Source organism: Zemynaea arenosa (assembly GCF_004614185.1).
GTDB classification, from domain to species: Bacteria; Pseudomonadota; Gammaproteobacteria; order Burkholderiales; family Burkholderiaceae_D; genus Telluria; species Telluria arenosa.
In genome coordinates this window covers 41,623-54,071 of the sequence record NZ_SPVF01000076.1, presented here as the reverse complement: position 1 = coordinate 54,071, position 12,449 = coordinate 41,623, and the positions used below count along the sequence as shown (strand labels likewise).

Here is a 12,449-nt window from a genome sequence, read left to right as displayed (position 1 = left end):
GCTGCGGTCCCGGTCAGGCCCGCAGCCCGAAGCGCCGCCGGTACTCGCGCGGCGTCACATCCGTCCAGCGCTTGAACACCTTGGAAAAGGTCGACACATCCTCGTAGCCGCAGCGCGCGGTGATCGCTTCCAGCGACAGCCTGGTCGATTCGAGCAAGCCCTTGGCGCGCTCCACGCGCAGCTGCTGCGCGTACTGCACCGGGCTCAGTCCCACCGCGTCACGGAAACGCCGCAGCAGGGTGCGCGCACTGGTGTGGCAGGCCTTGGCCAGGTCCTCCATCGACCACTCGTCGTCCAGATGCTGGTTCAGCCAGCGGCGCGCCTGCTCCACCACCGCGTGGCCGCGGCCCTGCGCCAGCGCGGCGGCCACGTAGGGCGATTGCGACAGGCGGTTGGAATCCGTGACCAGCACCTTGGCCGTGATCTGCCGCAGCGCTGCGCCGCCAAAGTGGCCGACCAGCCACAGGGACAAATCGAGATAGGCCGTCACGCCGCCCGAGGTGAGGATGCTCCCGTCCTGCACCAGGATCTGGTCGCTCTGCAGCGTGACGTCCGGATAGCGCTGGCTGAAGTGGTTGCCGAGCCACCAGCTGGTGGTGCAGCGGCGGCCTGCCAGCAGGCCCGCCTCCGCCAGCAGGTAGGACGAGTTGCAGTTCGCGGCCAGCAGCGCGCGGCCAGCGTGCGCCCGCAAGGCCTCACGTTCGGCGGCCAGCTGCTCCAGCGCCGCGGCCAGCTCGCGCGTGGAGTCGACGTCGATCCCTGGCACCATCAATGCGTCCCACGCGGTGTCCGCGATCGCGGTGGTCGCAAAGCTCACACCATTGCGCAGCGTGACCGTGCCGCCCTGCGCACTCACCCAGGTGCTGGTGAAGCGCACCTGCTCCGCAGCCGGCCGGCGCCGCACGATGGCGTTCGCGATGGAGAACACGTCCGCCGGGGCGGTGGCGGAGCTGCCCACGCAGTGCGGGTGCACGAGGATGGCGATCTGGATGGTGCGCATTGGCCAATTCAACCATGAATTTGTCTTTTCCGCCAATGGCCGCGTGCACGGCCGCTGGCGATACTGGCGCCTCGCTTCAACCGAAGGAGGGCGCTATGCTGGTGCTGCTGGTACTGATCGTGATTGCCTTGCTGGGGTATGCCGGCGCGTGCCTGTTGTGGGTACTGCGTGCGCTGCCGCGCCGGCGGGAGGATTTTTTCAAATGGTTCTGAGCGCGGTGCGTCAGCGTTTCAGCACCTTGGCCACGGGATTGGGCCGCAGCCGGAACGCGTCCGGCATGCCGGAGCCCAGCAAGGGGCGCAGGTACAGGCGGAAGGCGTCCGTCACGTCGGTGCCATTGGCGGTGATGAATTCATCCTCCATGGTGCGGGTCTTGCCCGCCACCGCTTCCAGGGGCAGCAGCTCGTAATCGCTGGAGTAGTAGCCGGTGCGCTTGATGGCCACCGAGCCATTGCGGTCGCCCCACATCGCAAACTGCACGGCCTTTTCGCCGACCTCGCGCGCCTCGCGCTGGTCCACGTCCGACACGCAGCCGATGAAGGAGCGCTGCAGGTAGCCGAAGGTGTCGCCGCGCACGCGCTTGATCCCCAGTTTGGCCTTGATCTCGTCGCACAGCAGGTCGGCCAGCGCGCCCGTGCCGGACAGCTGCACGTTGCCGTGGGCGTCCTTCTCGATCTCCTTGGCCAGCAGGGTGGCGATGGGTGCGCCGCTGGCATCGTGGATGCCTTCCGAGACCGCGATCACGCAGCGGCCGTACTTTTCGTAGGTGGACTTCACATCGGCGAGGAAGCGTTCGATCTCGAAGGTGCGCTCGGGCAGGTAGATCAGGTGCGGGCCGTCATCCGGGAACTTCTTGCCGAGGGCGGAGGCGGCCGTCAGGAAGCCCGCATGGCGGCCCATCACCACGCCGACATAGACGCCGGGAAGCGCAGCGTTATCCAGGTTCGCGCCCGCGAAGGCCTGCGCCACGAAGCGCGCGGCCGACGGGAAGCCCGGCGTGTGGTCGCTGCCGACCAGATCGTTGTCGATGGTCTTCGGGATATGGATGCAGCGCAGCGGATAGTTGGCGGCGCGCGCCTCCTCGCTCACGATGCGCACCGTGTCCGAGGAATCGTTCCCGCCGATGTAGAAAAAGTGCTCGATCTCGTGCGCGCGCAGGACATTGAAGATCTCGTGGCAATACTTGCGGTCCGGCTTGTCGCGGGTGGAGCCGAGCGCGGAGGAGGGCGTGGTCGCGACCAGTTCCAGGTTATGGCTGGTCTCCTGCGTGAGGTCGACCAGGTCCTCGTCGATGATGCCGCGCACCCCGTGCAGGGCGCCGTACACCCGCGTCACCTCGCGGAAGCGCCGCGCTTCCAGCGTCACGCCGACCAGCGACTGGTTGATCACGGCGGTGGGACCGCCCCCTTGTGCGACCAGGATTCTTCCGGATGCCATTGCTTCCTCCTCCAGGTGTTCAGGTGTTCAGGACGAGCGGCCATCCTACCTCACCTGTTGTTATTCGTGGACAAAGAATCGGTTACCCATCGGATTTTCTTGCTGCAAGGCAATTATCGGGTTAAGTTGGCGTTCCGCAATAATAATTACTCAAGGAAAATAAAAATGAAGATTGCAAGCATGACAATTGTTGTTGGTTTATTGGCCATGGTGCCCGCCTTTGCCCAGCACCTGGAGGCGGAGGGCGCCGCCCTGCATGTGCCCCTGATGGACCGGCTGGCGCAGATGTCGGCCGCGATTCCCGAGCCGATTTCGGTGGCGCTGCTTGCGGCCGGGATCGCGGCCTGCGGCACGGTTCTGCGGCGCCGAACGCGCTAGGTCACGCTTCCACACAACGAACACATGGGCGCCGCGGCGCCCATTTGTTTTGCAGCGCCATGCCGCGCTGTCACAGTTCGATGGGCAGGCGCCGGATGCGCTTGCCCGTTGCGGCGAAGATGGCGTTGCACAGGGCGGGCGCGAACACGGGCGGGGCGATCTCGCCGAGGCCGGTGGGCGCGTCGGCGCCGTCTTCCAGGAAGTGGACTTCGACCGCCCGCGGCGCCTCGTGGATGCGGGCCACCGGCGTATCGCCGAAATTCGTGTTGGTTACCGCGCCGTCCTTCAGCGTGATCCCGCCATGCAGCGCGGCGGACAGGCTCCACACGATCCCGCCCTCCACCTGCTGCCGCGCCCCGCTCGGGTTGACCACCAGCCCGCAGTCGACCACCGCCACCACGCGCGTCACGGCCAGCGCCTGGCCGCGCACTTCCACGTCCACCACCATCGCGCAGTAGCTGTTCCCATGCATGTAGGGAAAGGCCGCGAAGCCGCGCCCGCGCTGTACGCCCTCGGCCTGCGGCAGCACGCCGGGCCAGCCGGCTTTTTGCGCGGCCGCTTCGATCACGCGGCGCAGGCGCTTCTGGCTCACCTTGAAGCGGTCTCCCGCGGGCTGGTCCTCGCCGCTGGCCAGCAGGCGCAGACGCAGGGCCACCGGGTCCGTCCCCATCTTGCGCGCCAGCTCGTCGAGGAAGCATTCCTGCCCGAAGGCCCAGTGATTCGCGACCACCGCGCGCCAGGCGCCACCCTGCAGCGGGCTGGGACTCTGCGTGTTCACATAGCGGTAGCGGAGGTGCTGCGCGTCGTAGGCGAACCACGGGATCTCGCCCTTGAACGAGCCGAAATAGGAACGCGCCTCGTCGTGCTGCCACGCGCGCAGCCGGCCATCCGCCGTGAGCTGGGCGCGCAGGCGGCTGGTCGCGTGCGGGTGGAAGTGGTCGTGCCGCAGGTCGTCCTCGCGCGTCCAGATCACCTTCACCGGCACATGGCCTGCGGCTTCCGAAATGCGCAGCGCCTCGATCACCACATCCGGTGCGAAGCGCCGCCCGAAGCCGCCGCCGGAGAACTGCGGGTGCACCACCACGTCCTCGCGTTTCAGCTTGAACAGGGTGACGATCTGGTCGCGCCACATGGCCCCGGCCTGGGTGCTGACCCACACCTCGGCAGCTGTGCCCTTGTGGTGGGCCAGGCAGTTCATCGGTTCCATACAGGCGTGGGCCTGGTACGGATAGGTGTATTCAGCGGTGAACCATGCGTCATCGGCGGGCGCGGTGCCGCGCTCGCTGCCGACGGTGCCGCCCGCATCCAGCAGCTGCGCGACCTCGAGCTCCCACGATGCGTTGTCGTGGCGCGACCCCGCAGCATCGTCCCACTCGACCACCAGCGCCTTGCGGCCTTGCATGGCGGCCCAGGTGGACGTGGCGAGCACCGCGACCGCCTCCTTGCTCGAGAAATAGGTGCCCGGCGGCGGCACATTGTTGGCGGGCGATTCCCAGCCATCGATGCGCACCACCGCGCGCACGCCCGGCACCTGGAGCGCGGCCGTGGCATCGAAACGGCGCAGCTTGCCGTGCAGGCGCGGTGCCCGCTCCACGCTGGCGAACAGCATGCCGGGCACGCTGGCGTCGATGCCGTAGTGCTGCTGGCCGCGCACGATGGTGCGCGCCAGGACGTTCGTCTGCGGCTGGCCGACGATGCGGCGCGCGGGCGCGCCCAGCTCCGGCTTCAGCTTGTCGAAATCGGCTTTGGTGGCGGGGAGGCCCGCGGCCGCCGCCTCGGCGGCCAGCATGCCGAAGGTCGCGCTCTGGCCGCGCGGGCCGAACACCTGGCCATCCTGTACGCGGCAGTCACCGGGCGCGCACGACCAGCGGCGCGCGGCGGCGTCCACCAGCGCAGTGCGCACCAGTGTTGCGCCACGGCGCAGCGGCAGCCATTGATCCTTGACCGTCGTGCTGCCGCCCGTGCCCGCGACGTTGTAGCGCGGGCTGGCCGTGGTGGCCAGTGCTTCCACGCGCATCTGCGGCCAGGCCGCGCCCAGTTCGTCCGCGAAGATCATCGCCAGCGCGGTGGCCACGCCCTGTCCCATCTCGTGGTGGGTGAGGGTGAAGACGACGGAGTTGTCAGCGCCGAGGCGGGCGAAATAGCCGACCTCGGCAGCATCGGTGGCCGATGTGGCCGCGGTGGCCGCAAGCGGCAGCCAGCCCTCGGCCAGCAGGCCGCCGCCCGCCAGTGCGGCCAGCTTCAGGAAAGCGCGTCGTTCCATGTGCGTCCAAGGTGGTGGTATCAGCGGCAATTATGCGTTCGGATTTGGCTGCTGAGTTGCATGTATGCATCAGAAATCGCACTCCCCCTACCGGTGGTGGCTTGCGTATTTGCATCAATCGCGGTATGTTGTTCAGCTGCAAAGAATTTTTCTTAACGGGAATGTCCATCATGACGAAACTTGCCGCTTTCGCTTTCGCCGCCGCCATGGCCGTGCTGCCGGCCGCCCAGGCCACGGTGATCTACGACTTCTCGTACACCTTCCAGGCCAATCCTGCGCACGTGACGGGGTCGTTCAGCGGCGAGCGTTCGGGGGACCTGATCACCAATATCAGCGGCATCAGCGTCTCGATCGATGGCGTGGCCCTGCAGGGCGGCCTGGCGGCCTATGGCTTTGCGCCCGGGCAGGGCTGGGTGCAGGGCGGGGCGGTGGCGTCGATGGACGGCTGGGCCAACAACTTCCTGTTCGTCGATCCGGACGAGATGGGCACGGCCGATCCGGACAATCGCTTCTACATCGTGACCAATATCCCGATGGCGGAGGCCTACATGCAGGTGTCGGCCCTGAACCAGTACCTGTACGACCGCCCGTACTTCGGCTGGGACTGGACGCTGGTCGAGCGCCAGCAGCAGGATGGCACTCCGGTGCCCCAGAATCCGCTGCCGGAGCCGGGTTCGCTGGCGCTGCTGGGCATCGGCGTGGCGGGTGCCTTCGCCGCACAGCGCCGCCGCAGCCGCCGCGCACGCTGACAGCGACCGCTCCATGCAAAAAGCTCCGGCGTGCCGGAGCTTTTTTCATTGCGGCTTTACTCCGGCGACCGGATATGGTCGACCAGGCCCTCGACATGGCGCTCGGGCAGGTCGGTCAGCAGGCTGGCGACGCACAAGGCCACCAGCCCCGCAGGGACCCCGAATACGCCGGCCGAAATCGGCGCGATGCCAAACCACTGGTTGGCCGGCGAACCGCCCAGCAGCGGGATGGTGTGCAGCATGTAGTACAGGCAGGTGACGAAGCCCGTGACCATGCCCGCAATGGCGCCCGCGCGGTTGGCGCGCTTCCAGAACACCCCCATCACCAGCGCCGGGAACAAGGTCGACCCGCCCAGCGAGAACGCCGCGCCGACCAGCGACAGGATGTCTGCCGGTTTTTGCGAAGCCGCGTAGGCCGCGATGAACGCCACCGCGAGCAGCAGCAGCTTGGAGATCGTCACCCGCTTCTGCGTGGACGCGCGCGGGTCCACCACCTTGAAATACACGTCGTGCGACAGCGCGTTGGAGATCGCCAGCAGCAGCCCGTCCGCCGTGGACAGCGCCGCCGCCAGGCCGCCCGCCGCCACCAGCCCCGAAATCACATACGGCAGCCCCGCGATCTCCGGCGTGGCCAGCACCAGCATGTCGCCATCGAGCGCGATCTCGGCCAATTGCACGATGTGGTCGCCGTTGATGTCATTGATGCTGATGAGCGGATTGACCTTGTCCACATTCGCCCAGTAGAACACCCAATTGGGCAAGTGCCCATAGTCGCTGCCGACCAGCGTGGTGTAGATGGCGTGCTTGACCAGCACCGCCAGCGCGGGCACCGACAGGTACACCAGCAGGATGAAGACAAGCGTCCAGAACACCGAGGTGCGCGCGTCCTTCACGCTGGGCGTGGTGTAAGAGCGCATCAGGATGTGCGGCAGCGCCGCCGTGCCGACCATCAGCACGAACACCAGCGCCAGGAAGTTGTTGCGCATCGTGTCCGACTGCGCGCGCGTGGGTGCGTTGAACGGCTGCGCGTGCGGCTTGAGCGGCTGCGCGCGCGCCAGGCTGGTGTTGCGGGCCGCGGTCCAGGTGCGGCGCGCCTCGTCCACGGATTTGGGATAGGCCAGCAGCGCGCGTTCGGCCGCGCGGATCTCCAGCAGGGAGCTGTTGCGCAGCTTAAGGTGGTCCACGCTGCGCTGCGCCTTGAGGCGGCCGTCTTCCCACGAGGTGGGCAGGGCCGCGAGCAGTTTGTCGTAGTCCGCCGCGCGCTGGCGGTACACGGCGCGCACCTGCTGCTCGCGCGGGTCGGCGCGCAGCTGGTTCTCGCGCGCGGTCAGCTTGGGCAGCACGGAGCCGTAGGCCACCTGCGGCAGCGGATTGTTGGCCAGCTTGGCGGACAGCCAGATGGTCGGCACCAGGAAGGCGACCAGGATGATGATGTACTGCGCCACCTGGGTCCATGTGATGGCCCGCATGCCGCCGAGGAAGGACGAGACCAGGATGCTCGCGAGGCCGAGGAAGATCCCCACCGAGAAGTCCACGCCGGTGAAGCGTGAGGCGATCAGCCCCACTGCATAGATTTGCGCGACCACGTAGGTGAAAGACACTGCCACCGTGGCCACCACTGCGAGCATGCGCACCGTGTTGCCGCGGCCTCCGCGCCCCGGGTAGCGCGCCGCGAGGAAGTCCGGAATCGTGTACTGCGCAAGGCGCCGCAGATACGGCGCGATCAGCAGCGCCACCAGCACGTAGCCTCCAGTCCAGCCCATGATATAGGCCAGGCCTTCGAAGCCCTGCAGATAGAGTCCGCCCGCCAGCGAGATAAAGCTGGCCGCCGAGATCCAGTCAGCCGCCGTGGCCATGCCGTTGAACAGCGCCGGCACCCGCCGCCCGGCCACGTAGTATTCGGCCACGTTGGAGGTTCGGCTCACCACACCGATGATGGCGTACAGGATGATGGTCGCCGCCATGAACAGGTAGCCGATCCACTGGCGCGGCATGCCCTCCTGTTCCAGCAGGGCGACCCCGCCGAGGAAGCCGGCGAAGCACAGCGTGAACCACAGGTAGTAGCGGGACAGCCGCCGGAAGTACGAGAGCCGCGCCGTCACGCCAGCTCCGCGCGGTAGCGGCGGTCCAGCGCCCGCATGCGCAGCGCATACAGGGCGACGATACCGAGGTAGATCACCGCCGAACCCTGCGCCGCGAAGTAGAACGACAGGGGCCAGCCGAACACGCTGTAGTGCGCCAGCTCGCGCGCAAAGAACACGGTGCCGAAGCCGGTGATGAGCCAAAGCAGCAGCAGCACGGCCGTCATGCGGCACGTGTGCTGCCAGTGGCGCGCGCGGGCCGCGACGATCGCGGCACGGCGGGCGCCGTCGTCGGCCAGCGTGTGGGGCACGGGGCCGGGTGGCGTGGACTGCGGCGGGGCGGATTGGCCGGGATGCTCGGGATGCGGCATCGGTCAGGTCTCCTCTTCTACGGGCGGCGGCGGGAAGGTCAGGCGGAACAGGCAGCCCGGATATTTTTTCGAATGGCTGCGCGGATTGTCGAACACGTCGATCTCGGCGCCGTGCTGCTGCGCGACTTCCTTCACGATGGCCAGGCCCAGGCCCGATCCCGGCGCCCCGCTGCCTAGGATCCGGTAGAAGCGCTCGAACACGTGCGGCCGCTCGTGCGGCGCGATCCCCGGCCCGGTGTCCTCCACCTCCAGGATACCGCCCGCACCATCGGGCCGCACCCGCACCGTGACGCTGCCGCCGCGCGGCGTGTAGCGCAGCGCGTTGTCGATCAGATTGGACAGCAGCTCGCGCAGCATCAGCCCATTGCCACGGATGAGGACCGGCTGGTCCGGCGGCTCGAACCCCAGGTCGATCCCTTGTGCGAACGAGGCCTGCACCCAGTCGTGCACGCAGTCGCGCGCCAGGCCGGCCAGGTCCACGTCGCCGGAAGCCCCGCCGCTGTGCGGCTGGTTCTCGGCGCGGGCCAGGGCGAGCAGCTGGTTGACCAGGCGCGTGGCCGACTCGGAGCTTTTCGCCAGCTGCTCCAGCGAGCGGTGGATTTCGCCCGCGTCGTGCTGGCGCAGCGCGAGCTCGGACTGCATGCGCATCCCCGCCAGCGGGGTTTTCATCTGGTGCGCGGCGTCGGCGATGAAGCGCTTCTGCATGTCGATGGTCTGCGACAGGCGCTCCAGCATGTCGTTGAGCGAACCGACCAGCGGCGAGATCTCCTCCGGTACCTGGCGCGCGTCGATGGGCGAGAGGTCGTCCGGCTTGCGCGCGCGGATGCGTTCCTGCAGCTCGGCCAGCGGCGACAGGCCGCGCGAGAGCGCGAACCACACCAGCGCCAGCACGATCGGCAGCACGATGAACTGCGGCAGGATCACGCCCTTGATGATTTCATTCGCGAGCTGGGCGCGCTTGTCCAGCGTCTCCGCCACCTGTACCAGCGCCGGGCGCGACTCGATGCGCTCGGCCCCTTCGCTGGAGGCGGGCAGGTTCACGTACGAGAACGCGACCCGCACCTGGGTGCCGTGCACATTGTCGTTGCGGAAGTTGACGGTGCCGGTGCTGAACTTGTCCTCGTCCCAGGGGCGCGGCAGCTCGCGGTCGCCGTCCACGTATTCGCCGTGCGGGCCGGTGATCTGGAAGTACACGCTGTCGGTGTCGTCGGCGCGCAGGATGTCGCGCGCGCTGCCAGGCAAACGGGAGACCACTTTGCCGTTCACCTCCTGCACCTGCTGGGCGAGCACGGTGACGCTGTCTTCCAGCGCGCGGTCGAAGGGCTGGTTGGCGATCGACTTGGCCACCAGGTAGGTGATCGCGATCGACATCGGCCACAGGAGGAGGAGCGGCGCCAGCATCCAGTCCAGGATTTCGCCGAACAGCGAATGCTGGATCGACTCCTCTGGCTCGGGGCTGGGCGGCTCGTACAGCGGGGGCGGCGCCGGGTGGACCGGCTGCGCTTCCAGCCCGGCGTCGCGGTCGTTCACTTCGCGCTGGCGTCGCTGCGGGCCGCGTCGCTGTATTTTTCGAGGCAGTAGCCCAGGCCGCGCACCGTGGCGATGCGGATGCCGCCCACCTCGATCTTCTTGCGCAGGCGGTGCACGTAGACCTCGATGGCGTTGTTGGAGACTTCCTCGCCCCACTCGCACAGGTGGTCGACCAGCTGCTCCTTGGACACCAGCCGCCCGGTGCGGGCCAGCAGGATTTCCAGGAGGCCCAGTTCGCGGGCCGACAGGTCCAGCATCTGGTCGTTGATGTAGGCGCTGCGGCCGACCTGGTCGTACACCAGCGGGCCGTGCTTGATGGTGGTGGAGCCGCCGCCCTGGCCGCGCCGGGTGAGCGCACGCACCCGGGCTTCCAGCTCCGACAGGGCGAACGGCTTGGCCATGTAGTCGTCCGCGCCCAGGTCCAGGCCCTGGACGCGCTGCTCGACCGAGTCGGCGGCGGTGAGGATCAAGACCGGGAGCATCGAGCCGCGCGCGCGCAGGCGGCGCAGCACCTCCAGGCCCGAGAGTTTGGGCAGCCCCAGGTCCAGGATCAGGAGGTCGAATTCCTGGGTGGACAGGGCGGTGTCGGCCTCCTGTCCGTTCTTGACGGCGTCGATCGCATAGCCGGACTGGCGCAGGGAGCGGGTCAGGCCGTCGGCGAGAACGCTGTCATCTTCGGCAAGTAGAATACGCATACCTCATTCTGACCTATTTCAAACTGGGTGCAAATGGCGCTTGCCAAGACTACTGTTTTTTTATACAGTACCGCATGTCAAGTCGCTGACCCAGCGCAAATACCACTAAAGGATTCCCATGGACGACAAGAAAATGCAGGTTCCGGCCGGCGAGAAGAGCAAGGCGCTGGCCGCCGCGCTGGCCCAGATCGAAAAGCAGTTCGGCAAAGGCTCGGTCATGCGCCTGGACGCGTCCGCTCCGGTGGAAGAAGTGCAGACCGTGTCGACCGGTTCGCTGGGCCTGGACATCGCCCTGGGCGTCGGCGGTTTGCCGCGCGGCCGCATCGTCGAGATCTACGGGCCGGAATCGTCCGGTAAAACCACGCTGACGCTGCAGACCATCGCCCAGATGCAAAAGCTGGGCGGCACCTGCGCCTTCATCGACGCCGAACACGCGCTGGACGTGACCTATGCCCAAAAACTGGGCATCAACCTCTCCGAACTGCTGATTTCGCAGCCGGACACGGGCGAGCAGGCGCTGGAAATCACCGACGCGCTGGTGCGCTCGGGCTCGGTCGACCTGGTGGTGATCGACTCGGTGGCCGCGCTGACCCCGCGCGCCGAGATCGAAGGCGACATGGGCGATTCGCTGCCCGGCCTGCAGGCGCGCCTGATGTCGCAGGCGCTGCGCAAGCTGACCGGCACCATCAACCGCACCAACACCCTGGTCATCTTCATCAACCAGATCCGCATGAAGATCGGCGTGATGTTCGGTTCGCCCGAGACCACCACCGGCGGTAACGCGCTGAAGTTCTACTGCTCCGTGCGCCTGGACATCCGCCGTACCGGTTCGATCAAGTCCGGCGACGAGGTGATCGGCAACGAGACCAAGGTCAAGGTCGTCAAGAACAAGATCGCGCCCCCGTTCAAGGAAGCGCACTTCGACATCCTGTATGGCGAAGGCACCTCGCGCGAAGGCGAGATCATCGACCTGGGCGTGGAGAACAAGATCGTCGAGAAGTCGGGCTCGTGGTACAGCTACGAGGGCGAGCGTATCGGCCAGGGCAAGGACAACGCGCGCACTTTCCTGCGGGAGCGTCCGGCGCTGGCCCGTGAGATCGAGAACAAGGTCCGGGCCGCCCTGGGCGTGCGCGAGCTGCCGGTGGTGGTGGACGAAGACGCCGCTCCGGCACCCAAGCTGAAGGCGGTCGACTAAGGTGTTCCCGATGGCCTCGGAACTGAGCCTGAAGGCGCGCGCGCTGCGTTACCTGTCGCAGCGCGAACACAGCCGGCTGGAACTGGGGCGCAAGCTGGCGCGCCATGCCGAGGAGGGCGAGGACATCGAGGCGCTGCTCGACTTCCTCGAGAAGAACAAGTGGCTGTCGGTGGAGCGGTTCTCGGAATCGCTGGTGCACCGCAAGTCGGCCCGTTTCGGCAACAGCCGGATCCTGGCCGAGCTGCAGACGCACGGCGTGAGCGGCGAAGCGCTGGACGTCATCAAGGCCGGGTTGTCCGAGGACGAGACGGCGCGCGCTTGCGAGGTGTGGCGCCGCAAGTTCGGCAAGGTCGCCGGCGACCCGGCCGAGCGCGCCAAGCAGACCCGCTTCCTGCTGCAGCGCGGCTTCTCCCAGCGCGCGATCCGCGTGGCCATGCAAGGCCAAGAGGACGAGTAGTTTGATAACACGAGGCTGCGGCATCGACCGCGGCCCACTTCGCACCGCGTCGTTCCGCGCGCCGCGCTGCTTGCCGTGTCCTGCCGGTCCTCCCCGGACCGGGAAAACCGGAGCGTCTTCCGCCGCAGACCCTCTGCGTCTGCTCCTCACCGGCGGAGGGCGCTACGCTTTTCCTCCAGATCACATGATCACCTCGCGCGCCTCGCTTTGTCGCGAGCTCTTCTTGCCGCTTATCGTCTTCTTGCCGCTTATCGATAACCGATATATCCTGAATTGCTCACGCGCGGCGGTGC

General features: G+C 67.4%; 11 protein-coding genes. 4 read left to right on the top strand and 7 right to left on the bottom strand.

What is annotated here, in order from left to right; all coding sequences use genetic code 11:
- Positions 1-13: 13 nt before the first annotated feature.
- Together E4L96_RS05365 and E4L96_RS05360 are read right to left on the bottom strand one after the other, a co-directional pair.
- Complete coding sequence (locus E4L96_RS05365; RefSeq protein ID WP_135206187.1) at positions 14-1,000, bottom strand: GlxA family transcriptional regulator; 987 nt, start codon at positions 998-1,000, stop codon at positions 14-16.
- A gap of 222 nt (positions 1,001-1,222) precedes the next feature.
- On the bottom strand, positions 1,223-2,437 hold the full coding sequence (locus tag E4L96_RS05360; RefSeq protein WP_135206186.1) for a 6-phosphofructokinase: 1,215 nt from the start codon (positions 2,435-2,437) through the stop codon (positions 1,223-1,225).
- Positions 2,438-2,503: 66 nt separating this feature from the next.
- Here E4L96_RS05360 and E4L96_RS05355 point away from each other — a divergent pair, with 66 nt between their 5' ends.
- Complete coding sequence (locus E4L96_RS05355; RefSeq protein WP_135206185.1) at positions 2,504-2,815, top strand: PEP-CTERM sorting domain-containing protein; 312 nt, start codon at positions 2,504-2,506, stop codon at positions 2,813-2,815.
- A gap of 70 nt (positions 2,816-2,885) precedes the next feature.
- Here the strand turns inward: E4L96_RS05355 and E4L96_RS05350 are convergent, their stop codons facing one another.
- Positions 2,886-5,078, bottom strand: coding sequence for a xanthine dehydrogenase family protein molybdopterin-binding subunit (locus E4L96_RS05350; protein WP_135206184.1), 2,193 nt, complete (start codon positions 5,076-5,078; stop codon positions 2,886-2,888).
- Between the two features lie 170 nt (positions 5,079-5,248).
- Here E4L96_RS05350 and E4L96_RS05345 point away from each other — a divergent pair, with 170 nt between their 5' ends.
- Positions 5,249-5,827: a PEP-CTERM sorting domain-containing protein gene (locus E4L96_RS05345; protein ID WP_220433392.1), complete on the top strand. Its 579-nt coding sequence runs from the start codon at positions 5,249-5,251 to the stop codon at positions 5,825-5,827.
- A gap of 56 nt (positions 5,828-5,883) precedes the next feature.
- Here the strand turns inward: E4L96_RS05345 and E4L96_RS05340 are convergent, their stop codons facing one another.
- Genes E4L96_RS05340 through E4L96_RS05325 form a run of 4 tightly spaced genes read right to left on the bottom strand, consistent with a single transcriptional unit; the run spans position 5,884 to position 10,504 of the window.
- A complete protein-coding gene (locus E4L96_RS05340; RefSeq protein ID WP_181017588.1) occupies positions 5,884-7,929 on the bottom strand; it encodes a sodium:solute symporter family protein in 2,046 nt (681 codons plus the stop codon).
- Positions 7,926-8,279 (bottom strand): DUF4212 domain-containing protein, encoded by a 354-nt coding sequence (locus E4L96_RS24245; RefSeq protein ID WP_135206182.1) that lies wholly within the window; start codon positions 8,277-8,279, stop codon positions 7,926-7,928. The genes E4L96_RS05340 and E4L96_RS24245 overlap by 4 nt, the downstream gene beginning before the upstream one ends.
- A 3-nt stretch (positions 8,280-8,282) precedes the next feature.
- Positions 8,283-9,809 carry a sensor histidine kinase N-terminal domain-containing protein gene (locus E4L96_RS05330; RefSeq protein WP_229414226.1) on the bottom strand — a complete coding sequence of 509 codons (1,527 nt, stop codon included), beginning with the start codon at positions 9,807-9,809 and terminating at the stop codon, positions 8,283-8,285.
- Complete coding sequence (locus tag E4L96_RS05325) at positions 9,806-10,504, bottom strand: response regulator (protein WP_135206181.1); 699 nt, start codon at positions 10,502-10,504, stop codon at positions 9,806-9,808. Before E4L96_RS05325 ends, E4L96_RS05330 begins: the two co-directional genes overlap by 4 nt.
- Positions 10,505-10,622: 118 nt before the next feature.
- On the opposite strand from E4L96_RS05325, the gene recA reads away from it, so the two are divergent.
- Entirely contained in the window at positions 10,623-11,699 is a 1,077-nt protein-coding gene (gene recA, locus E4L96_RS05320; RefSeq protein ID WP_135206180.1) for a recombinase RecA, read from the top strand.
- A gap of 10 nt (positions 11,700-11,709) precedes the next feature.
- A complete protein-coding gene (gene recX / locus E4L96_RS05315; RefSeq protein WP_135206179.1) occupies positions 11,710-12,156 on the top strand; it encodes a recombination regulator RecX in 447 nt (148 codons plus the stop codon).
- Positions 12,157-12,449: the final 293 nt, after the last annotated feature.

Excerpts from the sequence above, each read along its gene's own strand:
- E4L96_RS05365 (WP_135206187.1), bottom strand. The coding sequence starts at position 1,000 with ATGCGCACCATCCAGATCGCCATCCTCGTGCACCCGCACTGCGTGGGC.
- E4L96_RS05360 (WP_135206186.1), bottom strand. The coding sequence starts at position 2,437 with ATGGCATCCGGAAGAATCCTGGTCGCACAAGGGGGCGGTCCCACCGCC.
- E4L96_RS05350 (WP_135206184.1), bottom strand. The coding sequence starts at position 5,078 with ATGGAACGACGCGCTTTCCTGAAGCTGGCCGCACTGGCGGGCGGCGGC.
- E4L96_RS05345 (WP_220433392.1), top strand. The coding sequence starts at position 5,249 with ATGACGAAACTTGCCGCTTTCGCTTTCGCCGCCGCCATGGCCGTGCTG.
- E4L96_RS24245 (WP_135206182.1), bottom strand. The coding sequence starts at position 8,279 with ATGCCGCATCCCGAGCATCCCGGCCAATCCGCCCCGCCGCAGTCCACG.
- E4L96_RS05325 (WP_135206181.1), bottom strand. The coding sequence starts at position 10,504 with ATGCGTATTCTACTTGCCGAAGATGACAGCGTTCTCGCCGACGGCCTG.
- recA (WP_135206180.1), top strand. The coding sequence starts at position 10,623 with ATGGACGACAAGAAAATGCAGGTTCCGGCCGGCGAGAAGAGCAAGGCG.
- recX (WP_135206179.1), top strand. The coding sequence starts at position 11,710 with ATGGCCTCGGAACTGAGCCTGAAGGCGCGCGCGCTGCGTTACCTGTCG.